The 23,874-nt window shown below is 35.0% G+C and carries 18 protein-coding genes; 2 read left to right on the top strand and 16 right to left on the bottom strand.

Translation table 11 applies throughout. The features are described from left to right. Nucleotides 1–186: 186 nt before the first annotated feature. From DMB65_RS19060 to DMB65_RS19090, 7 genes are all read right to left on the bottom strand, one after another. On the bottom strand, nt 187–1,212 hold the full coding sequence (locus DMB65_RS19060; RefSeq protein ID WP_110308225.1) for an isoaspartyl peptidase/L-asparaginase family protein: 1,026 nt from the start codon (nt 1,210–1,212) through the stop codon (nt 187–189). Nucleotides 1,213–1,233: 21 nt separating this feature from the next. Continuing rightward, a complete protein-coding gene (locus DMB65_RS19065) occupies nt 1,234–2,322 on the bottom strand; it encodes a putative glycoside hydrolase (protein ID WP_230470723.1) in 1,089 nt (362 codons plus the stop codon). 14 nt (nt 2,323–2,336) lie between these two features. Next, entirely contained in the window at nt 2,337–3,500 is a 1,164-nt protein-coding gene (locus tag DMB65_RS19070; RefSeq protein ID WP_110308226.1) for a glycoside hydrolase family 18 protein, read from the bottom strand. A gap of 13 nt (nt 3,501–3,513) precedes the next feature. Then, the gene (locus DMB65_RS19075; RefSeq protein ID WP_110308255.1) at nt 3,514–4,587 is read right to left on the bottom strand and encodes a carbohydrate-binding family 9-like protein; all 1,074 of its coding nucleotides are present in this window, start codon (nt 4,585–4,587) and stop codon (nt 3,514–3,516) included. Between the two features lie 5 nt (nt 4,588–4,592). Continuing rightward, the gene (locus DMB65_RS19080) at nt 4,593–5,558 is read right to left on the bottom strand and encodes a glycoside hydrolase family 130 protein (protein ID WP_110308227.1); all 966 of its coding nucleotides are present in this window, start codon (nt 5,556–5,558) and stop codon (nt 4,593–4,595) included. Between the two features lie 109 nt (nt 5,559–5,667). Further along, nucleotides 5,668–7,545: a sodium:solute symporter family protein gene (locus DMB65_RS19085; protein ID WP_110308228.1), complete on the bottom strand. Its 1,878-nt coding sequence runs from the start codon at nt 7,543–7,545 to the stop codon at nt 5,668–5,670. 35 nt (nt 7,546–7,580) lie between these two features. Then, nucleotides 7,581–9,821 carry a GH92 family glycosyl hydrolase gene (locus tag DMB65_RS19090; RefSeq protein WP_110308229.1) on the bottom strand — a complete coding sequence of 747 codons (2,241 nt, stop codon included), beginning with the start codon at nt 9,819–9,821 and terminating at the stop codon, nt 7,581–7,583. 121 nt (nt 9,822–9,942) lie between these two features. Here DMB65_RS19090 and DMB65_RS19095 point away from each other — a divergent pair, with 121 nt between their 5' ends. Together DMB65_RS19095 and DMB65_RS19100 are read left to right on the top strand one after the other, a co-directional pair. Next, nucleotides 9,943–10,998: a sensor histidine kinase gene (locus DMB65_RS19095; protein WP_110308230.1), complete on the top strand. Its 1,056-nt coding sequence runs from the start codon at nt 9,943–9,945 to the stop codon at nt 10,996–10,998. A 59-nt stretch (nt 10,999–11,057) separates the two neighbouring features. Further along, complete coding sequence (locus DMB65_RS19100) at nt 11,058–11,771, top strand: LytR/AlgR family response regulator transcription factor (RefSeq protein ID WP_110308231.1); 714 nt, start codon at nt 11,058–11,060, stop codon at nt 11,769–11,771. Nucleotides 11,772–12,228: 457 nt separating this feature from the next. Here the strand turns inward: DMB65_RS19100 and nagB are convergent, their stop codons facing one another. The 9 genes from nagB to DMB65_RS19140 all read right to left on the bottom strand — a co-directional run bounded on the left by nagB (nt 12,229) and on the right by DMB65_RS19140 (nt 23,800). After that, a complete protein-coding gene (gene nagB / locus DMB65_RS19105; protein ID WP_110308232.1) occupies nt 12,229–14,142 on the bottom strand; it encodes a glucosamine-6-phosphate deaminase in 1,914 nt (637 codons plus the stop codon). Nucleotides 14,143–14,289: 147 nt separating this feature from the next. Continuing rightward, nucleotides 14,290–16,386: an alpha-L-fucosidase gene (locus DMB65_RS19110; RefSeq protein ID WP_110308233.1), complete on the bottom strand. Its 2,097-nt coding sequence runs from the start codon at nt 16,384–16,386 to the stop codon at nt 14,290–14,292. A 424-nt stretch (nt 16,387–16,810) separates the two neighbouring features. Continuing rightward, on the bottom strand, nt 16,811–16,906 hold the full coding sequence (locus DMB65_RS22605; protein ID WP_262511966.1) for a zinc-binding dehydrogenase: 96 nt from the start codon (nt 16,904–16,906) through the stop codon (nt 16,811–16,813). Nucleotides 16,907–16,912: 6 nt separating this feature from the next. Continuing rightward, nucleotides 16,913–17,503: a TetR/AcrR family transcriptional regulator gene (locus DMB65_RS19115; RefSeq protein WP_230470724.1), complete on the bottom strand. Its 591-nt coding sequence runs from the start codon at nt 17,501–17,503 to the stop codon at nt 16,913–16,915. A gap of 696 nt (nt 17,504–18,199) precedes the next feature. Continuing rightward, entirely contained in the window at nt 18,200–19,117 is a 918-nt protein-coding gene (locus DMB65_RS19120; protein WP_230470725.1) for a beta-propeller fold lactonase family protein, read from the bottom strand. 135 nt (nt 19,118–19,252) lie between these two features. Beyond that, nucleotides 19,253–20,302 carry a beta-propeller fold lactonase family protein gene (locus DMB65_RS19125; RefSeq protein ID WP_110308235.1) on the bottom strand — a complete coding sequence of 350 codons (1,050 nt, stop codon included), beginning with the start codon at nt 20,300–20,302 and terminating at the stop codon, nt 19,253–19,255. Next, nucleotides 20,299–21,984, bottom strand: coding sequence for a GMC oxidoreductase (locus DMB65_RS19130; RefSeq protein WP_110308236.1), 1,686 nt, complete (start codon nt 21,982–21,984; stop codon nt 20,299–20,301). Before DMB65_RS19130 ends, DMB65_RS19125 begins: the two co-directional genes overlap by 4 nt. A gap of 7 nt (nt 21,985–21,991) precedes the next feature. Then, on the bottom strand, nt 21,992–22,558 hold the full coding sequence (locus DMB65_RS19135; RefSeq protein ID WP_110308237.1) for a gluconate 2-dehydrogenase subunit 3 family protein: 567 nt from the start codon (nt 22,556–22,558) through the stop codon (nt 21,992–21,994). A 51-nt stretch (nt 22,559–22,609) separates the two neighbouring features. Then, on the bottom strand, nt 22,610–23,800 hold the full coding sequence (locus DMB65_RS19140) for a glycosyltransferase family 2 protein (protein WP_110308238.1): 1,191 nt from the start codon (nt 23,798–23,800) through the stop codon (nt 22,610–22,612). Nucleotides 23,801–23,874 lie beyond the last annotated feature (74 nt).

The raw sequence follows: 23,874 nt of genomic DNA on the forward strand, positions 1-23,874 counted from the left end.
CCAGCTGTCAGTTTTTCTAACACCCATTTGTTTAGAATCTATTTTTTTATTCTCTGTGGCTTATCTTTGAAACACATAAATCATAATTTCTAAAAACTAAAAAAGGTGGGCATACTCATCCAGACATCTATTGTTATGTAAGCCTAAGTATATGATTAATCCAAATTAGACAAAGTTCAAGTATAGCTATTTATCCCAGGACATTTTAAATTTGGCATCTTCCATCCTATGCCCTTTTTCATCATCAGAAACGGCGTAATTAAATCCGGATCGTAAACTGTAACCGGCATGTTCTCCGTTTTTATTCAGGGCAATAAAACCAACCTGCAGATATTCCATGTCTTTGTGGTTTTTATGTTTGTTGTAAATGCGTTCTGTGATTTCTTTACAGGCCTCATAAGGCGATTTTCCCTGGCGCATTAATTCGACCACCATAGCGCTTCCTGCTGTTCTGATCACGGCTTCTCCTAAACCGGTTGCTGCTGCTGCACCCACTTCGTTATCCAGAAAAAGACCCGCGCCGATGATTGGGGAGTCACCGACGCGACCATGCATCTTCCAGGCAGCACCACTGGTAGTACATCCTCCCGCAAGATTACCGTCTTTATCCAACATTAGCATGCTTATGGTATCGTGATTTTCTATATTTATGACGGGCTTGTATTTGGATTCTTCAAGCCATTTTTTCCAGTCTTTTTCAGACTCAGGAGTCAGTAAATTTTCTTCTTTAAATCCTTCTGATAAAGCAAATTGCAATGCGCCCTGCCCTGACAGCATTACGTGAGGTGTATTTTGCAACACTCTTTTTGCTACTGAAATTGGGTGCATAATACCCTGCAGGAAACTAACTGAACCACAATTACTATTATGATCCATAATACAGGCATCCAGAGTCACTTTGCCTTCACGATCCGGATATCCACCATAACCAACACTTCGGATATTTGGATCTGCCTCAGGGATTTTCAGGCCGGCTTCAATAGCATCTAAGGCCGGTTTTCCGGATTTTAATTCTTTCCATGTTTCCTGATTAGCAGGAAGCCCGTGATTCCATGTCGAAATTACCACTGGCTTTTTTACTTTTTTTGAAGGGAATTTTACTAAACCTTCTTTTTCTTCTTCCTTCTGTGCAAATCCACTAAGACCTACAACTGAAGTGAATGCTGCTGCACCTAAAGCCGTTTTTTTTATAAAATCTCTTCTATTTGACATGTTGCTTTTTTTTAGAAAATATTATTTTAAACTTGCCTTTGTTTCTTTGATGGTCTTTAAATTACTTTCAGACAATGCGTTTCCGTCAAAAAAAGAAACTCCGATTGCTCCATTTTGTTTGGCTAACAAAATTGCTTCCTTTAGTTCTGCATCGTTTTTCAGACCGGGAATATAGATTCCTGTATTGATTTTCGTTTTTTTACCTTCTAAATCAGCGGCACCTTGTTTTGTAGCATACCCGACCCAGTCAATTTCTTCATCATAAAAACTATGGTAAATCATGGGATAAACCTGATCTATATTCCATTTATCCCAACGCTGGCGCACCATGTGATCTGCCATCTCCGGATAAGGAAAAACGGCAGCAGTTAATTGTTTGTTCTGTTTGTGTACGATTTTATACGCATCGTCAACCACTGCTTTTATGGCATTCAGCCTGAAGTTTTTCCACTCCATGTCGATAGAAGTATTGTGGCTTTCTTTTGGGTTTTTATGATGGATTTTTTCAAATGCTTTTACGCATTCGTCACAATAACAGAAATCGAATTGCGGCAATTCTACATCCTGAACCAGATTGTATTTTGGCAATAAACTGATGGGTAAAAAAATGTCCGGAAAACGGATATAATCTAAATGGACGCTTTCGATTCCTTCGACTTTTGCCAGTTCTTCGACTAAATGTAAAACATGTTCTCTTGATTCTTTTCTGGTTGGACATAACCATTGGTAATAATCAACATAAGGGCGATTATCAAAACAGGATTTTCCATCTTTACTAACCTGATACCAGTCCGGATGTTGTAATGCAATTGAATCTCCAGGTCTGTTTATTGCCATAATCCAGGCGTGTACTTTTAGACCTTCTTTTTTAGCCAAAGGGACTAATCTCGACAAAAGTTTCGGATTTGTATTGGTATTGATCAAAACTTCGTCAATTCCCCCATCTTTGTACTTTTTAAACTCCTCAGTATACGATTCATTTGTTCTTTTAGCATCGGCTGAAATCCAAACACTAAAATCAAAAACGGTTTTACTTGTATTATTTTTAATCTCCGGATTACTGAAGGATACAAAAAAATATCCTATCATTAATAATGTGATATATTTCATATTCACTTTTAGTTTTATTTGTTTTTAGTACCGGCACTTTCATACAGTTTGTTTAACAGCACTTTTTTATTGTCTAAGCTGTATTCCCAAAACATCGCACCTCCTAATTTTTTTTGCTTAATAAATGCTGCTTTTAAAACAATTTCTTTTGGTGTATCGTAAGAAATAAAAATATTATCCTGAGCATTCCATAAAAACGAAGCTTTTGCAGCATCATCATAGAATTCCTGAAATTTTCCTGATTTTAATTCTTCTGCAATTTCCCAAGACGGTACAATGGCGCTCCCGGTTTGGGCAGATTGGTATAAACCATTACGTTCTGCGGTTACTTTTTCCCATTTCCTTCCGTAAAAAGGAATTCCAAGAATAAGTTTGTTAGAAGGCACCCCTTGTTTTAAAAATTTATCTATGGACTCACTGATACTGTTTCCTCCGAATTTTTCTTCTTTTGAAGGATATAAATTAGCTTGATGACCTGTTTGATAAAACCAACCGTTATAAAAATCGTAACACATCAGATTTATAAAGTCAAGATATTGATGTGCTTTTTTTAAATCAGTATGATTGAGATATTCCTGATCTGTTGCAGCAGCAATAGAGAGTAAATAATGCTTATTATCTGCTTTAGTTTCAATCTCTAATTGGGCACGTAATTCGCCTAATAACAAAGTAAAATTTTCTTTATCAGAAGGCCTGAAAACATTATCTTCTGCCCGTTGTCCGGGAAATTCCCAGTCGATATCGATGCCGTCAAAACCATACGTTTTCATTAGATGAACAGCGCTTTTGGCAAATTTTTCTCTTGATGAAGCATAAGCTGCTATGTTTGAAAACTGATCTGACCAAACCCAGCCACCAATAGAATACAATACTTTTAAATCAGGATTTTGCTTTTTAAGAGCCATTATGCTTTCTATTTTAGCCTTATCTGTCGCCAGTTCAAATTGAACATTTCCGTCGACAATATTGGCAAACGCATAATTAAGGTGTGTTAACTTTGCGGCATCAATTTCAGCTACGTCAAACTTCTCATATCCGGCAACATATCCAATTATTTTGAAGTCTTCTTTAGATTGGTTGTCTGTTTTTTTTAATGAAGTACAGGCAAAAAACATACTGACCATTAAAATGGAAAAAACTGATTTTATTGCCCTGTTTTGCGGTTTAAAATAAATCATTCGTATGTATTTTCTAATTAGTGTTTTGCTCTAAAAATTTACCATCTTCTTTCACCATCAAGGTTTTACCTGAAAAAGGGCTTTTTATAGCAATAGTATAACCTGATAAATGATTCTCTAATATCGGTATTAAAATCTTACCCTCAACTATTATATTTTTTTTAGTGATATTTTTAAGCGATTTTGACCAGGTTTTGTTTTTTTCAAAATATCTTTTTTGAGCACGGTACAAAGTATAGAGCTCCCATTTTACTTTTTCTTCCTGCGGAATAGTAAAGGTATCTTCGGCTTCTTTTGAAGAAAAATATACATAAGCCCATTTTTCGGGCTCATGCATATTGATGACTCCCATTGGCGACCAAACCCAATTATATTCAGGGAGAAACTTTCCTTCTTTATCTTTTTTGCGCTCATATTTACCATTGACGATATCATGCTGCCAGTTTACCCTGGAGAAATTAACCCTCCAGAATTGATCCTTCGGAACAACATCATCAAAATAAGATTTTTTATAAACTGACCACGGAATAGCAATCTCTAATGTCCAGCCTTTATCTGTATCTGCAGCATTGTTGATCGTTCCGTTTACTTTTACAGCAGATTTCAGACCGTCTATATTCCAGTCATTTAAAACCGTATTATTTTCTCTGTAAGGTTTGTTTATAAATAAATCCCAGGCGGTGTTGAAGGCGTTTATTTCTAATTCATAATAATTTTCAGTATCACCGTCGGGATCTATAAAAACTTCAAAATCATTGTTGTAAAAAATAATGGTATCACGCTGTTTTAGGTTTGCCCATACATGCGGTTCTTCTATTTTTGCGAGCAAATAGTAATATTTATCATCCCAAAGCATTTTTACCTGTGTATTGTACTTTGGTTTTATAACGCCTTCTATATCAATAAACGGCGATGTCCATGCTGCTTGTTCCCAAGCAGAATCGGTTTCATCCCCATCGATTAGTATTTCTTTTGACGTTTTAAAGGCAACGTAACTTTTGGGAGTTACTTCTTTTTCTGACTGCGCAAAAGCAGTGAGAGTAAAACACCCTGTAATTAATGATAAAATACAACTTTTTATTCGCATCATTTTTATAAACTATTATCTTTTGTAAATTGTATTACTTCACTTAGTTTACCAAATGCTATAGCTACAGCTGTATCTGCCGCACCATAATAAACGGTTAATTTATCTTGTTCGGTATCATGCAAAGCTGCACAAGGGAAAACCACATTTGGCACGTCTCCAACCATTTCATAAATCTCTGCCGGTCCTAATAAATAGGGTTGTGTCCTGTATTTTACCTGATCTGGTGCGTCAACATCCAAAAGTGCAGATCCCATTGCGTAACGAAAACCGTTACAGGTATTAATAACGCCGTGATAAATCATTAACCAGCCATCTTCAGTAAGAATCGGGATTGGCCCTGCCCCTACTTTTGTACACTGCCAGGCACTGTCTTCAAAAGGAGTTGGTTTCATTACTAATCTGTGTTCTCCCCAGTATTTCATATCCGGGCTGTAACTAATCCAGATATCTCCAAAAGGGGTATGTCCGTTATCACTTGGACGGCTTAACATGGCGTATTTTCCGTTTATTTTTTGCGGGAATAAAACACCGTTTCTGTTGAAAGGTAAAAAGGCATTTTCACATTGAAAAAATTCTTTAAAATCAAACGTATATCCAATACCTATTGTGGGTCCGTTGTACCCATTACACCAGGTTATCCAGTAACGGTCTTCGATAAAAACTACACGCGGATCGTACTTGTAAGCAGACTCAATCATTTCGGTATTACCGGACTGCATAACGATTGGTTCATGATTGATATCCCAATCGATACCGTTTTTACTAAATCCGGCAAAAATATTCATTTGCACCGCTTTGTTATCACATCTGAAAACACCTGCAAAACCATCTCCAAAAGGTACAACGGCACTATTAAAAATGCTGTTTGATGATGGAATTGCATATCTGTCGATAATTGGATTTTCAGCATATCTCCACATTACATCTTTACTGTTTTCGGGTCTGTCCTGCCATGGAATTGTATTCACTTTATTATTTTTTATTTGTTAAACTTCATTTTTTGCCCATTATGGGTGTAATTAATTTTAACTACACCCGGGCCCCTTTAGATTTGTGGTATTCTCGGCTATTTTTTATTTAATCCTTAATTTTTCGAACCTGATCTAACCATGTATATTTTAAAATGACCAATGTTATTAAAAAGATTAATAAAGTTATAATTGCTTTTGGATAATCTCTGATAATAAAATAAACCGGAAGCAAAATCATACTCGACTGCCAGATAATCCCGATCGCACAATTTAGCATATCTCTCCAGAAATCATTGTTTTTTTCGAAAGTCTGATCTTCTGTTTTTAACAATTTATAAACCGGACTCCAGAATCCCCATGGTCTTACGTTAGAATAGAAAGATTTCAAAACTTCCATATCTGTAGGTTTACTTAGAAGGGTTCCTAAAAGACATCCTAAAATAGAAAACCCAAAAATTAATGGAAATAAGTAAATGGCTTGTACTTGTGCTAAATCATATAAAAACGATCCTTCTGTTAAACTTCCTTTGGCCTGACCTAGGGCAAATTGTAAAGAAGCAATGATTAATCCGGCGAACATTCCCCAGAAATAACCCCAGCCGTTAAAACGCCACCAAATCCATTTTAAGAAATTGGCCGCTACGTAACCTCCGTATAATGCACTGGTAATCCACAAGGTTAGCGAATTAATTGAATCTGCAAAAAATCCCATAAAAACGCCTAAACCAACAACCAGAAAAGAAGAAATCTGACTTACTTTTATATAATGTGCATTTGTAGCTACGGGTTTGAAGTATTTTTTATAAATATCATTTACGATATAAGCTGGTCCTGCATTTACAAATGCTGAAAATCCGGACATAAACGCCGCCAATAAACCAGCCAGTAAAATACCTTTAATTCCAACCGGTATATATAAATTGACCACTTTTGGCATTAATAATTCTAAATCAGCTCCTGTTAATCCTGTATTCGCATTCAGTTCCGGTGCCAAATTTATCAAAGCAATTACCACGATTCCTGTAATTAATAAATATCTTGGAATGAATAAAATTAAGTTCGTGAAACCACTCATATAAGCCGCTTCTTTTACCGATTTGGTAGAAAGTACTCTTTGTAAATCATAACTTGGGGTTGGGCCTGCTATACTGGCAAAGAAGCCTTTAAACAAAGTCATTCCGATGAAAGCGCCAAACATTTTGTAACCTTCTGAATCAATCAAATTATTGAAAGTCTGAAATTTATCACTCCACTGAGTTTCAAACTGCCATCCGAAGAACACATTTTTCCATTCCTCAGTAATAATCGAATTAATCTGAATATCTGTATAGTTAATAAAAGCGTAACCCGCAATTAAAACACTGGCAATAATCATAATTAAATATTGTACAACCTCTGTTGCGACTACAGAGAACATGCCGCCTTTAACCGTATAAATTGTAGTTAAAAAAATGATTAACAAGGCATAAGAACGCTCGGATGTTAATAAAATTAAATCACCATAATGAAGCGTTAAATCCCAAGGAAGAATTATAGTTACAAATTTTCCGATTCCTTCGAAGAAATAAGCGATAAAACCAATAGTCGAAATAATAGCAAAAATAGCCACAATAATGTGCGATGCTTTTCCGGCTCTGTCGCTCCCGAAACGGGTTAAAATCCATTCAGAACCTGTCATTACTTTCGACCTTCTGATCCACACCGCAAGAAACATCATTACAAAAATCTGATTCCATATTGGCCAAAGCCACATAAACATGAAACTTTTTACTCCATATAGAAACAGAACCCCAATCATCCAGGAAGTTCCTGAAACATCAAACATTCCTGATCCGTTGCTTAGCCCCAATAGGTACCATTTTATTGTTTTTCCGCCAAGGAAATAATCATCTAATCCTTTTGATGCTTTTCTTGAAATCCAAATCCCTATACCTACTGTGAGGAAAATATAAGCTACGATGATTGATACGTCAATGATATCCATTAATTTTATTTATTAGTTAGTTATGCGGTTTATTATTATTTTAATCCCCAACTTTTATTTGGCTCTGCACCCATTACAAAATGAAGAACTCCGCCTTGCACTATTTGCTGATGTGTGATTACTGTTTTATTAAATGGAACACCATTAAGTGTTGCTGATTGTATGTAAAAGTTTTTGTCTGAAACATTTTCTGCTTCAATCGTAAACGATTTTCCGTCTTCAAGTTTTATAGTTGTTTTTTCGAAAATCGGACTTCCTATTTCGTATTCACCCGAAGCTGGATTCATTGGATATAGTCCCATTGAACTGAAAACATACCAGGCCGACATTTGCCCGCAGTCTTCATTACCGCTTAAGCCATTTGGCGTCGTATTGTATTGTGTATCTAAGATGTGACGAACCCAGTATTGTGTTCTCCAGGGCTGATTGGCATGATTGAACATATATGCAATATGATGACTTGGCTCATTTCCGTGTGCGTATTGCCCAATTAATCCTGAAATATCTGCCGAAACATTGCTTCCTGTAATTTCTGAACTCTCTGTAAACAGTTGTTCTAAACGTTTTACAAAAACTTCATTACTTCCGTGAAGCGAAATAAAATCTTCTACATCCTGTGGTACAAACCAGCTGTGTTGCCAGGCGTTTCCTTCGGTATAATCTGTATGTTCTCTGTGATTGGAATGTTTTGGATCAAAAGGTTCATTCCAGGTTTTTCCATCTTCCGATTTACCTCTCATAAATCCGGTTTTCGAATCAAAGAGATATTGATAAGCCTGAGAACGTTTTAGAAAAAACTGATAATCATCATTTTTGCCTAAAGCTTTGGCCATTTGGGCCACACACCAATCGTCATAAGCATATTCTAAAGTAATGGTTACTGATTCATCAAGTAAATTATAAGGAATGTAGCCGTATTTTTTGTAGAAGTTCAAGCCGCGTTCATCCTGCATCATTGTGGTTTTCATTGCTTCGTATGCCTTTTCAGCATCAAAACCTTTAATGCCTTTTTGGTATGCATCAACAATTACAGGAATTGAATGATAGCCTGTCATTGTATTGGTTTCGTTAGCATATAAAGTCCAAACTGGTAATATTTTTTTGGTATCATAATAAGCTAACATTGAGTTTATGATATCTGAAACTTTGTCCGGAGCCACTAAGGTAAGTAAAGGATTTTCAGCCCTAAAAGTATCCCATAGTGATAAGGTCGAGTAAGCGGTATAATCTTTTGCTGTAACAATCTGATCGTCCTCTTTTCTAAACTGACCGTTTTTATCACTATAGGTTACAGGTGCTAATTGTGAATGATACATTGCTGTATAAAACATTGTCTTTAATGAATCAATAGGTGTTTCTACTGTAATTTTACTCAAAGCAGTATTCCATATTGCGGATGACTGAGATTTTGCTTTTTCGAAAGTTGATTTTTCTCCGTCCAAATTATCTTTGGCATTAGCCACACTTACAGATGACAAGGCTACTTTTACAAATAATTCATCTGTAGTATTTGTATTGAAAAATAATTGTGCTGCTGTATTCTCTCCATCAGCTTTATTTCCTGTAACAATTTGTTTATTAGCTAATAAAACAGACTCTGAAATTGGTTTTGAAAATTTTACCACAAAAAATACTCTCTGATTTTTTGCCCATCCGGTACTGAAACGATACCCGCTTATGGTATATTCATCTTCAATTGTAATACCTGTTTTCAGGGTTTTGTCCCAGTTAATGGCGAATCCAAGATCCATCACAACGGATTGCATGTCATTTTTGGCAAACGTATATTTATGGAAGGCGGTTCTTTGTGATGCCGTTAATTCTACATTGATTTTAGGATCCTCAAGAAAAAGCTGGTAAGAGCCAGGTGCTGCTTTTTCGTTAACATGACTATAGGATGATTTATAAGGTAACTGATCGCGTGAAGTAGTTTTTGCTGTTAAATCGACTTTTTTATTGACCGGCATGAATAAGATGTCAGCCAGATCACCAATACCTGTTCCGCTTAGATGGAGATGGCTAAAACCTGCGACTATTGAATCTGAATGATGATACCCTGAACACCAGTCCCAGCCTGAAACACCATTGTCAGGACTCACTTGTACCATTCCAAACGGAACTGTTGCCCCAGGATAAGTATGCCCGTGCCCTCCTGTACCGATAAAAGGATTAACATGATCTGAAAAAAGTGTTTCTTGATAGCGATTTTTGTTTATATTTATTTTGCAACTTGCAGCCATAATTACAAACAAAAGTAACAGAGTAAATTTCTTCATATAAAACAATCTTAATTTAACATTAAATTTAAACAAATTCAACTTTCATCAAAGAGTAATTTAGACGGACGACATATAAACGGGGATAAACATCAAAAAAACTCAAAAACATATCATTACTATGCATCTTAATTCTGGCAAATCTTATAAACTACCATTGCATTATCATATCTTATTCTGGCTCACTTATTTTTTGTTTAATACATTTCGCTGGGGAAGTTATTTTAATGATTACGGTTATTCGTTAAAGACAAACTTATTAGGTTTTCCAATTCACATGACCTTGTGTTATCTGAATATTTTAGTCTTTATGCCCTATATGGTGTATCGAAAAAAGTACCTTTTGTATCTGTTTTCGATTTTATCCACCATCTTTATAATGGTTGTTATTAAATTCAATCTCACTTATCAGTTAATAACACATAATGTCTGGCCGGAAGGACCAGAAACTATAGACAAATTAACTCTTAATTACACTATCGATATGATGATGGGAGAACTCTATGTCATCACTTTCGTTACTGCTATTAAGATTACATTCGATTTCCTGAAGGAACAAAAAAGAGTAACCGACCTTGAAAAGTCTCAATTAGAAACCGAATTATTGTTTTTAAAATCTCAGATTTCTCCGCATTTCTTCTTCAATACCCTTAATAATATTTATTCTTTATCTGTAGAAAAATCAAATAAAACTCCAAAAATTGTCCTCAAACTTTCTGAATTAATGCGTTACATGCTTTACGATACAAAAGGCAAAAAACAAACTTTGGAGAACGAGATACTATGTATTCAAAATTACCTGGATCTGGAAAGAATTAGAAATGATGACCGATTAGAAATTAATATGTATATTTCAGGAGATATTCATGATAAAGAAATTAGTCCTATCATACTGCTTACCTTTATTGAAAATGCTTTTAAACATGGTGTCAATAAAAATACAGGGCCTGTTGTAATCAATATTAATTTTAAGGTCAAAGATGATTTTTTACATTTCACGATTACCAACCCAATGCCCGAAATCACTAAGCATAAGGATAATTTTAACAAATCCAGCGGTATCGGTTTAGAAAATGTAAAAAAAAGACTTGAATTAGGTTATAATAAAAATGATTATAAACTTTCATTTAAAAATAAAAAGGATATTTTTGTCGTAAAGCTTGTGATTAAGGTATAAGAAGCATTTTCTCTCTTTTTTACAACTACATTATTTCTCGAAAAAAAACATAAATAGGAATGAAAATAAATTGTTTAATCATAGATGATGAGCCATTGGCAATTAATGTTATTAAAAATTATCTGGAACCTGTTGAAAATTTCGAGGTAACAAACACTTTTAGCAATCCAATTGAAGGCTTAAATTTTTTAAAAAACAATAAAGTTGATGTTATTTTTCTGGACATTAACATGCCGGTTCTTGATGGTATAAATTTTATAAAGAGTCTGGAAAACCCTCCAATACTTATCATTACAAGCGCTTACAGTCAGTTTGCCATAGAGACTTACGAATTAGATGTTCTTGATTATCTCGTAAAGCCTATCGAATTTCCAAGGTTAATGAAAACCCTGAACAAGATTAGCAAACGACTTAACAATAACAACAATGTTCCGCAGGAAAATGCACCTGAAAGTCCTTTTATTTTTGTCAAAATCGACAAGAAGAGAATGAAAAAAATATTCTTCAATGAAATTTTAGTAATCGAAAGTTTAAAAGATTACCTGAAAATAAATACCCTGACCGGGAAATACATCATTCACAGCACCCTGTCCGACTTTACCGATTTATTACCCGAAAGAAATTTTTTGAGGATACACAGATCCTATACTATCGCTATTGATAAGATCGATGCTGTTGAAGGAAACAGTATTGAAATTGAAGGACTTAGATACGTAATTGGAAGATCTTATATCGATCACGTAAAACAAAGGATATTAAATTCTTCTATTTAATTTTAAAATTTATTTATTAAAAAAACTTTGTCAAGATTTGAAATTTACCAAAGTTTTTTTAGTTAAAGTATAATACTATTTATGCATATAAATAGCGTAAACATGCATAAATGGCATAATAATACCCCGTTGGTAAATTAGTTTTCAATGCTTTTTTTGTTGCACTTCTCTACGCAAAAAACACTCGAACTAACGTCTCCAAACAACACTAACTAACTACTTAACAGTAACTTATATTCAAAAGTAAAATCCCGGCTATTCCGTATAACCTCTTTTGTTGACAGCTATTGTAATTTCTCTTTTCATTTGAAATAAACAAAATTGAACAAAAAAACCTTTTACTCTTGGGAGTTAAACAAAAAAATGCAGCCATAAATGACTGCATTTTCAACATAATTGGCAACTAACTAACCAAAATAAACCACATGAATAGTTTATTATTTTAAAAACTTTTTTTCTAAAAGAAATACCGCTTAAATGCTTCAATAGCCGAATAATCTGCTAGCCCTAAAGCGTGATATTTTTCTGCTGTCAGCCTGTTTCTGTCTTCCACTCTTACCCAGAATTCCCTACTGTCATCTCCCTGAAACATTACGCCGTCTTTTTGAGATTGGTGATAGAAAATCGCATGACGTTTTTTAAGAACCTGATCCGGGCTCATTGGAACCGCCATTTCGATTTGGTAAGATTCCCATTCGTGCCATGCTCCTCTGTATAACCATACCCAGCAATCATCCATAAAACTTTTATGCTTTAGTCTTTTTAAAGCCTCAAATAAACTATCCAGACAAACCTTATGGGTTCCGTGCGGGTCTGCCAAATCACCAGCGGCATAAATCTGATGTGGTTTTATTCTCTCGATGATATCACACATTATTTGTATATCAGCTTCTCCCAGATTATTTTTCTTTACTGTACCTGTTTCATAAAAAGGCAAATCAAGGAAGTTAACATTTGAATCCTGCAGACCTAAATATCGGGTAGCTGCCAGGGATTCACTTCTCCTGATGAGTCCTTTTAATTTTCTAACTTCTAGTGAGTCTATATCATTCGCTTTTTTATTTTTTAAAAAACTGATGATATTTTCAGATTCGGAAGAATTTTTATTCAAAGCCATCGAAATTTCAGCAAACTTTAATGCTTCTTCATTAGAAACAGCAATGTTTCCGGATGTCTGGTACGCAACATGCACATCATGTCCTTGTTCTACCAGTCTGTCAAAAGTACCTCCCATCGAAATAACATCATCATCAGGATGCGGGCTAAAAATGATGATTCTCTTTCGTTCCGGAGTGGCTCGTTCCGGTCTGTAAGTATCGTCTGAATTTGGCTTTCCTCCAGGCCATCCGGTAATGGTCTGCTGCATTTTGTTGAACATCTTAATATTTAAATCATAAGCAGTTCCCTCATCGCTCAACAAACTTGACATTCCGTGATCATTATAATCTTTATCTGTAAGTTTAAGGAATGGTTTTTTAGTCAATTCACTTAACCAGGCAACAGCTTTAAGTTTTAATTCTTCTGTCCAGGTTACTGATTTTACTAACCAAGGTGTTTTTACTCGCGTTAATTCTGATGAAGCTTCTGTATCTAAAACAAATGTGGTATTGCTATGCTGTTGTAAGTAGGTAGCCGGAACGCGGGACGAAATTTCGCCTTCTATTGTTTTCTTTATAATTTCAGCTTTACTGATTCCCCATCCAAGAAGTACAATTCTTTTGGCGGTTTTTACAGTCCCAATTCCCATTGTGATCGCTTTTCTAGGTACATTATCAATTCCTAAAAATGAAGATGCCGCATCAATACGTGTCAGGTGATCAAGCGTAATGCTTCTTGTTCCCGAATTAACATGAGAGCCGGGCTCATTAAACCCAATATGCCCTGTTCTTCCAATTCCTAAAAGCTGAAAATCTAAACCACCATATGATTTGATTTTCATTTCATAATCGATACAGTATTGCTGTAAATCCTCATTACTAATGTTTCCGTCAGGAATATTAATATTTTCAGGAAGAATATCTACGTGATTAAAAAGATGCTCATGCATGAAATACCAGTAACTCTGAATGTTGTTTTTATCCATTGGATAATATTCATCCAGATTGAAGGTAACTACATTAGCAAAACTTAATCCTTCTTCTTTATGTAATCTTACCAGTTCTTCGTAAACTTTTACCGGCGAAGACCCTGTTGCTAATCCTAAAACGCAAGGTTCATTTAATTCCTCTTTCCTTTGGATTATGTTTGCTATTTCCTGTGCAACTAATACAGAAGCTTCCTGAGATGATTCGAAAATTACGTTATGAATCTTCTCAAAACGCGTTTCTTCAAATTTTCCGGCTTCTTTAAAATTTATGCCTTCTTTAATCATTTGCCTGTTTCCTTTAATTATATAGTATAAAATTAAGAATTAGTCCCTCTGTAAAATTAAAAATTCGACTAATAACCTCTTAACTTCGGCAAAAGACAGAATCAGAAACTTTTAAAAAAAATCAATGTTTGTTTCGGTTTTGTTTATTTACTTATCGATCACATTGATTTCACCAATCGAAAATGTCTGTGCTTTCTCTTCTGTTGATTTCGCAACAAAACGCAGGTATCTTGCTTTAGTTTCAGAAAATGTTTTTACTTGTTCTATGGGATTATTTTTAATGTTTGAAAATTCTCCCTGAGATTGCAGGATCCACTTTATATTATCCAAACTTGTGTAAAATTCGTATTTAGAGATTAAATTAAGATTGTTACCTACTTGTTGCGGAATATAAGTAAACCCTGTTATTTTTAGAATAGCTCCCATATCAATTACTACTTCCTGTGAAAGTTTATTACTGTCACTTCTAAAACTCCAGTCTGTATCAGGATTTCCGTCTATAATTCTATTTACGGAATTCATATCCCCACCTGAAGCGGTAACCACTTTCCATTTTTCTTTAGAAACCCCATACTTTGCAGTTGTAATGGCACTGCTGATCTTTTCATCTTTATTGATCGCTATCGCTTTTATCTGAACTGCTTTATTATATTTAAAGACACCTTTATATAAGGTGCTTTTTAAAGTGGGCTTAGAACCATCAAGAGTATAATAGATACTATTTCCTTCCTGCGATTTGATAGTAACATTTCCATTTTTATCCCTCAGAATTTCTGGGATCCGAACAAAAGTTGGTGCATTATAAGCCTGAATATTCGAAATCACAAAATTTGCTTTGGAGTCCGTGATATTAATTTTAAGTGCCGAAGCTGTAATTCTGTCTAGCCTTAAAATTCTTTTATAGCCAATAGTAGTTTCGTTGGCAATACTTTTCCATTGTCCGTCAATTTTAGCTTCAGCGGAAAAAGCCCTTACACGTTGTCCTAATTTTATATATTCCTGAAGCAAAATCCGATTGATAGCTGTAGGCTTTTCAAAATCAAATACAATCGAAGCTGTTTTTACATTATCATCTGTAGCCCAATAAGTATCTTTATTACCGTCTGTTACATTTTGAGCTGCGAATTCATTGCTGTTACCTCTGGTATTAGTTGCTGTTACTTTACTTGATGCTAATAATTCGGTTTTAAAGTCTTCTTTTATAACAGTAACAAGTTCTTTTAATCTGGTTTCATCATTTTCATGTACCAGTCCCCTTTTATCTACCGGAAGATTAAGTAATAAATTTGCATTACGACCAATTGATTCATAGTAGATATCGACCATTTCATCGAGCGAGCGTACTTTATCATCTTCAACAGCATGATAAAACCATCCTGGTCTAATAGAAACATCTGCTTCGCCTGGCACCCATTTTTCTCCATCCTCATGTCCAGACATGAATTCACTATAATGTACTTTTCCGGCCAACTCCTCTTTCTGACGCAAAAGGCTCCAGTTTGTTTTGCCTGCACGTCCTTCTTCATTTCCAATCCATCTGGCTTCTGAAGGACCTACACCCCACACCAAAGTTTTTGGTGCTGTTTTGTAAATTAATTTATAGGTTTCATCCCAATTGTAATATTCAAGCGTATTAATTTTTCGGGTTTCATTTGCCCCGCCATAATAACCATCACCGCCATTTGCACCATCAAACCACATTTCGAAAACATCGCCGTAATTAGTAAGCAGTTCTTTTAGTTGATTTCTGAAATAGGTAATGTATTCCGGTTTGCCGTATTCAGCATGATTTCTATCCCATGGAGAAAGATACAATCCTAATTTTAAATTGTACTCTTTGCAAGCAGCAGCCAATTCTTTTACTACGTCGCCTTTTCCATTTTTCCACGGAGAATTTTTCACAGAGCGTTCTGTGTAAGCTGACGGCCATAGGCAAAACCCATCATGGTGTTTTGCTACTAATATAATTCCTTTCATTCCAGCTTCTTTAGCAATTCGGGCCCATTGACGTGCATCAAGATTTGTTGGATTGAACAACTGCGGAGACTCATCACCATAGCCCCACTCTTTATTAGTAAATGTATTTAATGAGAAATGCACAAAAGCATACAATTCCATTTCATGCCAATCCACTTGCTTTTGTGTTGGCAATGGACCAAATGGTTCAGGAGCTTTGACCAATTCCTGAGAACAAACGGGTGTTAGTATTAAAAAAAAAGCAAGCAATAAAATAATGTTTTTCATTAGATCTGAAATTAATGTTTTGCTAGTAAGGTTGATTAAAAATATAAATTTAAGTAAATCAATATTCTATTTCATACTATTTCGACCAACAACGTTTTCAAAAGAGTATTGGAATGATTGTTAAGTACAAAAAAGGATTTTAGGATATAGAACAATCCTGTTTCTTTAGTTTTACTACTCCACAGATTTTGGGATTAATGCTGAATAATTAAATATTTTCGCTTTTTTTGTTAAAAAAAGAGCCACTTGATTAGAGTGGCTACTTGTGACTTTCTGTATTGAAATTAGCGAAATTAATATATTCAACTTCACCGGAAACAATCTTGAATAAAAGCTTAATTAAACCTCAGCTTTTAGATTTACCGTAAACAGTCAAACTTTTCATGTGTACCAGACCAAGAATAAGCCCGATTTACTGTTGCTTTTATTTCATTTTCAGCACTACTTTTCCTTTGGCTCTGCCACTCTCTGCATATTCCAATGCTTGTTGAGCCTGTTCAAATGGAAATACCTTATCTATTACTGGTTACAGACTATACTGATTAAGTTCTTCCTTCAAATCATTCACCAATTCATACATAGGCTGTGCAGAATCAATTGTACGACACATTACCGTGCCTCCTTCAATTGCAGCAACCATCTTAAATGCAAATCTTGCAGGGTTAAGCTTTGATGAAAACTCTCCATTATCTATTCCTTGTTGGAGAATATTGGAAAGTTCTTTCTGCCCTGCCAACAGTGACAAGGCTACTTTTTTTTTGATCTCAGGAAAATTATCATCTGCCTCAACTGCCGTGTTAAATATTGGACAGCCTCCGGCGATAAAAGTATTAATAGGATTTTTATAGAAATCGATAAAGGTAGTAATTTTGTCCTTGGCACTTTTTTCCCTCATCACAAGCGTGGTAAGTTTTTCTGTTAAATTGCGTAAAGAATATTCAATAACCTGTTGTGAAAGATCGTCTTTACCTGCAAAATGTCCGTAAATACAGCCTTTAGTCAATTTAGTTGCTTCCAGGACATCATCAATACTAACACCAGAAATCCCCTTTTCATTATAAAGTGGTGCTGCTGTTTCTAGTATAAATTGCTTTGTTCTTTCTGCTTTTGTTAACATTGATTCGGTATTTTTTTTGACAAATATATTAAAGGTTAAATTATAAATCAGGATAAACATACTAAATCTGCCATCTTGTTTTTTGATTACTTCCTATCGGATTCATTCCATGCGATGATACTTTAGTGCTATTTTTTTCGTGCATTTGAACTGATTATTTATATTATTAAATGATTTTGAAACATTGGATGTCAATTTACCGGTTTTTCTGGCTCTACATTTTCTTGCATGCCATTTTCTGCCCTGCTATTTTTGCGTCCATAATTCTAAAAATATCTATCGAGATATCATTTTCATGCAGCAGGTTTTAAGGAACGGGCCATAAATTATTATAATATGCCCGATTATGGTTACTGCCTCGTATTGGAAATCTTCTGGCAAAATTGGAATGAGTTGCTTAAAACTTCTTTATTTGGCATCTATTCAATTTAATTAAGATTTAATAATGATGAGTTTTTACTATTTCATCAGGTACAAAAAGTTGCGCTAGTTCTGCTTTACACACTTATTAAGTCTTTTTTTCCGGAACAAATATACTAAAAGGTATATTACTCAACCAAACAAAATATACTAAAAGTTTTATTTCAACATAACATTCTCAAATTTAGCGGATTTAGAAGCATCCTGTATGAGATATAAAGCTTACCTAATTTTCATAAAATTTATGTTGCTTTATAAATATAATCAAAAAATATTCTAATTTATAAAAGCCATAGCATCAGGAACCCTTCCTGTTCCAATGGTGCTTACAACCTTAAAAGTTTTCATGTCAATCACTTCAATTTTATTTGCGTTGGAATTGGCGACAAAAGCATATAAGCCATTAGGGTGCATCAGAATATTGACAGGGCGTGGTGTATGATAAAGTATTTTCTCTAATAGCGTTGTTTTGCCGTGAAGTATAATAATTTTTACTCTCTTTTTAGATTCTTGGTTGTATACATAAATATTACCATCAATAGCGTTGACAGCTAAACAATACTTACCGTCTATAGAAAATTTAAGTTTTAACGGATCTTTGCCTGTAATCAAAGTATTCGTAACTTTATAAGTCGAGGTATTTATTACAGTAATATTGTTTTCTTTATTGTTGGTCACCCATAATTCTGATCCATCAGGCGTTATATCGATACCTTTTCTTCCCAATCCACAAGGAATAATTGCAATAACTTTGTTTAATTTCAGATCAATAACACTTACTGAACCTGAATCGATATTGGTTACATAAGCAATTGCCTTAGTTGGGTGAAGTACCAGAAGATGGCTCTTTTTCTGTTTAGTTGGTAGTTGCTTTTCAATATGTTCGGTATCAATATTTATGATTAATATGTTATTACTAACAAAATCAATAACACCTACTTTATTTGGTTCTGGAAAAGCAACAATGCCATTTACTCTTATATTTCCCTTTAAATCTATTTCTTTTACTGTACTGGTTTTAGCATCTATGACTTTAATGACATTGCCATCACTAGCCCCATAATTAGTAAGCACCACTCTTTTTTCATCTGAAGTTGTTACAGCTTCGTGAGATAATATGTCAATAGGAATTTCTTCTATTTCTTTACCAGCAGATAAATCAAATACCTGAACATCCTTACTCACCTTACTCACAATATATAATTTTCCACTGGTTTTTATCGTGTAAGAAGGTAATCTGAAAATCAAAAGTGCCAGCTTTATGACTATGAAGAAAACAACAAACGACAGTAAGATATATTTTAAATACTTCATATTCATAGTATCAAATTAATTTACAAAAGCCAGACCGTCTGGAATTTTCCCAGTGCCAATGGTGCTTACGATCTCGAAAGTTTTCATGTCAATTACTTCAACTTCATTTGCATTTGAGTTCGAAACAAAAGCAAATAAACCATTAGGATGCATTAAAATTCCAACCGGACGCGGTGTATGATAAAGCAATCGTTCTATACTATTATTTTTGCCCCGAATAATTATGGTCTTAATTAGTTTTTTAGATTGCTGACCAAACACAGAAATAGTTCCTCCGCTAGAATTTGCAACCAGACAATACTTTCCGTCTATGGAGAATTTAAGCCGTAAAGGCTCCTTTCCCGTATTTAAAGTGTTTGTAATTTTATAAGTAGAGGTGTTAATTATACTGATAGAATTGTCTTTATTATTAGTTACCCAAAGTTCCGAACCATCGGGTGTAATGTCAATACCTTCTGTTCCTAAACCACAAGGTATAATTTGAATTACCTTATTCAGATCGAGATCAATAACACTAACTGAACCCGATTTTATATTCGTGACAAAAGCTACTGATTTAAAAGGATGAAGTACAATAAGATGACTAACTTCCTGCTGTGTTTGTATTTTTTTTTCTACAAGACCTGTTTTAATATTAACGATTGACAAATCATTCCCTACATCAGTTAGCACTCCAACCTTATTAGAATTTGGAAAAGAAGCAATACCGTGAGGCCTTAAACTCCCTTTTAGATTTATTGTTTTTTCGACTTTATCTGTTTTTGTATTAATAACTGTTATGCAATCTCGAGGCCCTTCAGGATTACCATAATTAGTGACAACAACTCTATTTTGATTTGGTATTGCAACTGCTTCATGCGGTTCAATCTGAATAGGGTATTCTGCTAATTCTTCTCCGTTTTTTAAATCAATAACTTTATAATCACTGCTTAATTTACTAAATATGTACAGTTTCCCACTAGTATGAATCGTATAGGAAGGCTGTTTAACCAGAAATGATATAACAATTATAGAGCCCGCAAATAGCAAAGCAAAAAAGAACACTATGTATTTTGTTTTTTTCATATCTGATTAGATTTAAGTTGATCGATTGCGTATCGGCAAGCTCTTACAGTAAGTGCCATATACGTTAAAGAAGGATTTTGACAAGCAGATGACGTCATACAACTACCATCTGTAATGAATACATTTTTCACATCGTGCATTTGGTTGTATTTGTTCAAAACGGATGTTTTTGGATCATTCCCCATTCTTGCCGTTCCCATTTCGTGTACAGCAGATCCTGGGGGCGGACTCGTTCTATAACTTCCTACATTTTTAAACCCTGCTTTGGTTAAAATTTCCTCACTTGATTTGGTCATATGTTCCATCATTGCCAGTTCGTTATCACCATATTTAAAATGAACCTTAACCAATGGTAATCCCCATTGGTCCAGATTTTGGGTGTCAAGAGAAATTTTATTTTCATAATTTGGCAATACTTCACCTCGACCACCAAGAGAGATCGTCCATTTACCGGGAGTTTGCAATTGTGCTTTTAGAGATGCACCAAAACCTTGCGTAGCTTTTGATTCCCAATTCTCCCGTTCTCCTTTTCCCTGAATTCCATATCCTCTGACAAAATCAGGGTTTTGCGTTTGCTTATTGATATTTTGAAATCTTGGAATATAAATGGTTCCTGGCGACCTTCCTTCGTAATATTTATCCAATAATCCATCAAAAGTTCCATACGTGCCTTCATTGACGATATGATCCATTAAATTGTGTCCGACTTGTTGACTTGAATTCCCTAAACCATTAGGAAAAGACGGTGAAACAGAATTCAATAAGATAGCAGCTGTGGCAATTGCCGAGGCATTTAAGAAAATTAGCTTGGCATAGAACGTCTGCTCTTCTTTTGAAATAGCATCAATAATTTTTATTCCGATAGCTCTTTTAGTTTTGGCATCATACAGCACTTCTTTCACAATAGAGTTGGCTCTCAACGTTAAATTCCCTGTTTCCTGTGCATCTATCAATGTTGCCGAATTACTACTAAAATAGCCAGCAAAAGGACAGCCTCGACTGCATAAATTGCGATACATACAAGGACCTCTTCCTTTCTTAGGCTGGGTTAAATTTGCCACTCTACCGTTTATAATAACCCGATCGGAATAATGCTCTTTTACTTTTTGTTTTAAATGCTGTTCTATGGCATTCAGTGGTATCGGTGGCAAAAAAATACCATCTGGCAAATGAGCTATGGACTCTGAACTTCCACTAATACCTACATAATCTTCAACATAGTCGTACCATTGAGCCAAATCTGCGTAGCGTATAGGCCAGTCGACTCCATAACCATCCTTTTTATTGGCTTCAAAATCTAAATCTGAAAGACGATAGCTTTGTCGACCCCAAGTGAGTGAACGTCCCCCAACTTGATAGCCTCTAATCCACTTAAATGGATCCACCTGAATATAGGGATGCTCTTTGTCATTTACATAAAAATGCTTGTCGGCGGCATTACAATGACTGCTTTGTACGGGTCGTTCCTCGAGTTCTTTATTGGTCAAATGCTTTCTATTCTTAAAATCCCAAGGATTCAGAAAAGCGGTTGTGTAGCCCGTTACGTGTTCAACTTTTCCGCCTCTTTCTAACACCAAGGTTTTTAAGCCGCCTTCTGTGAGTTCTTTCGCAGCCCATCCTCCACTGATTCCGGATCCTACAACAATAGCATCAAAGGTGTTTGTTTCTGTTTGGTTTTTCATACTATAGCTATTTTGTTGCCCAAGCTTTTTGATTGGGTTGTATGGTGGTGATTGCTTTGTATCTAGCAGGGATAGGTTCGTACACTAAATGTTGTGTCGCTCCCAATTCTGACGTGCAATATCCTTCTACAGTTAATGCTTTTAAAATGGTATAAAAAGGACGACCCGATATTTTATTTCTAATTTTAGAAAACAAACCCGAACCTTCATAAGTACTATCCAAATCCTTTACGATGGCTACTTGTTGTTGTAGCGTACATTTTTCAAAATTAGAGCCATAGGTACTGATGCATGTTTCCTGAAGATCAATTAAGCCATCAAAGAAATTATTATATTCTTTTACAGAAGAACAGGATTCCATATAATTAATAACAAAATCCTGAACGTTAGCTTGTTTGGCACCTGGAGTTTCGGTAGCAGGGATAATTACATCGACTAAGGCTGAAACTAAATTTTTATAATCATGGAGCTGACCTTTTCTGGATTTCACATAAAAAAGATTAAATCCAGTATAAGTAGCAATCCCAATTCCTGTGAGGGCTAAAATTCCGCCGATAGCTTTTCTTCTATTCATAATTATACTTTTTTGAAGTGAAATCTAATAGTTTACAAACTTTATTTTAGGCTAACTCGCTCGTTGTGCTCTTTCCCAGTTAACCGATTGTGATTTTTTCATATACCTAAAAAAGCCTAAAACCACGCATACATTCATTATAAAAAAGTAGTAAGGCACAAACAAAATCTTGACTCTGGTTTCTCTGTTTTCTAAAAACCAACCTAATAAAGCTGCAACATAAAAAAGAACCTGTAACCAAAAGAGTGTGGAATACAGTCCAAAAGAGAAAATCCCTTCGTTGATCGCTAAAATTGACAAAACAGGAATAAGAAGTATGAGGCATAATGGGGTTAAACTCCAGCGCAAAACGCGATGCGAAATGTATTGAAAGGAAAGCGTTCCGTATTTAAAAACATTCAGCAAAGAACGAAGTCGCACAATAGATTGAATGCCTCCTGCAGAGATTCTGACTTTGCGTTTAAATTCTTCTTTCACATTAGCCGAAGCTGATTCTATAGCATAGGCATCAGGATCATATTGAATGGTATACCCTTCTTGAGCCACTCGCAGTGATATTATAAAATCATCCAGTAAGGTGTCTTTTTCAACGTGGCGGTACAAGGCTGTTCGAATGGCAAAAAGTTCCCCAGCAGCTCCTACCACTGAGTACAATTCGGCATCCCATTTTTTCAATGCCGATTCATATTTCCAGTAAATGCCTTCTCCTGCACCAGAGGCGACATCGCTTTCTTTGTCAACAATTCGTTTTTCTCCAGAAACGCAACCAACCTTTGGATTGCTAAACAAGTTTACGATGCGTCTTATGGATTCTTTCCCGAGATTGGTATTGGCATCACTAAATATTACGATGGGTGTTTTCACAAAATCCATCCCTCGATTCATTGCTCCAATTTTACCATTGCGCTCATCTAAATGATAAACCGTGGTGTTGGGATATCCTTTTAATACATCGGGTGTGCCATCATCAGATCCATCGGTAACCCAAACGATATTGATTTTTTCTTTAGGATATTCGAGTTCTAAGGTGTTTTTCATTTTAGCAGCTACATAATCCTTTTCATTGTAAGCGGCAATAAACAAGGTCACTTCGGGTTCATAAGAGGGATCTATTGCTAGCTTTTTGCCCATCTTAAAAAACCTTCTGATTTTTATAATTGCATACAACAAAATACCGTAACCTACATAGGTATAAACAATTACAAAAAGTAAGATCCAAAATAGTATTGTTAATGTTATCATTTTTATTTGCTTAAAATTTTATCTTTGGATTTAGGACTTTCCTAAAAGCAAAACTCCGTTCAATTTATATTGGT

It is taken from the genome of Flavobacterium cheongpyeongense (assembly GCF_003202435.1).
GTDB lineage: Bacteria > Bacteroidota > Bacteroidia > Flavobacteriales > Flavobacteriaceae > Flavobacterium > Flavobacterium cheongpyeongense.